General features: G+C 72.9%; 1 protein-coding gene. It reads right to left on the bottom strand.

Annotated features, from left to right (window positions below; translation table 11 throughout):
* On the bottom strand, window positions 1-530 hold a 530-nt coding region (locus GTP77_RS29805), incomplete at its 3' end, for a pilus assembly protein N-terminal domain-containing protein (protein WP_229202439.1).
* Window positions 531-638: the final 108 nt, after the last annotated feature.

The following is a 638-nucleotide window of genomic DNA, read 5'->3' as shown; positions in this document are numbered from 1 at the left end:
GGCGCGGACTGCGCCCCCTTTTCCTCGGCCGCGCGCGCGACGGCCAGCGGCTGCACCGGCCGGCGCACATAGGCCTGCGCCAGCTCCAGCACCTGCACCAGCGTGGCGCCGTCGTCCACCGTGCCGCTCAGCACCAGCGCGTCGCCGGCCGCCGTCACGCGGATGTTTTTCTCCTGCGGCAGCAGCTCGGCCAGCGTGCCTTTCAGGCCGGCCACGTCCATGCCCACCACCAGCTCGATCAAACTGCATTTGCCGCTCTTGCCCTGCACCACCATATTGGTGCTGCCGATATCCACGCCGGCCAGGTAGAGCGTGTCCGGCGCCACCAGCATGGCTTGCGCCACCGCCGGGTTGCCTATGCTGCGGCTGGCCACCGGCTCGGGCAGGCGCAGCAGGGTGGACTTGCCCGGCTGCAGCGCCAGGCTGTGCTGGGCCGGCGTCTCGCCCGAGCAGCGCGGCCCTTCGCCGGCGGGCGCCGCCAGCGCCTGCTGGACGCAGCAGGCCAGCGTCAGGATGGACAAGGTCTTCATGGCGGGCCTCACAGGCATTCCCGGCTGCTGTGCAGGCCGTTGATGACGCTGATGCAATGGCGCGCCGGCGCGGCCGACGCCAGCTGCGGGCGCGGCGCGGCGGCGGCC

Source organism: Pseudoduganella aquatica, from assembly GCF_009857595.1.
GTDB classification, from domain to species: domain Bacteria; phylum Pseudomonadota; class Gammaproteobacteria; order Burkholderiales; family Burkholderiaceae_D; genus Rugamonas; species Rugamonas aquatica_A.
The sequence above is the reverse complement of the archived record's forward strand: the minus strand, read 5'-3'. Positions and strand labels throughout refer to the sequence as shown.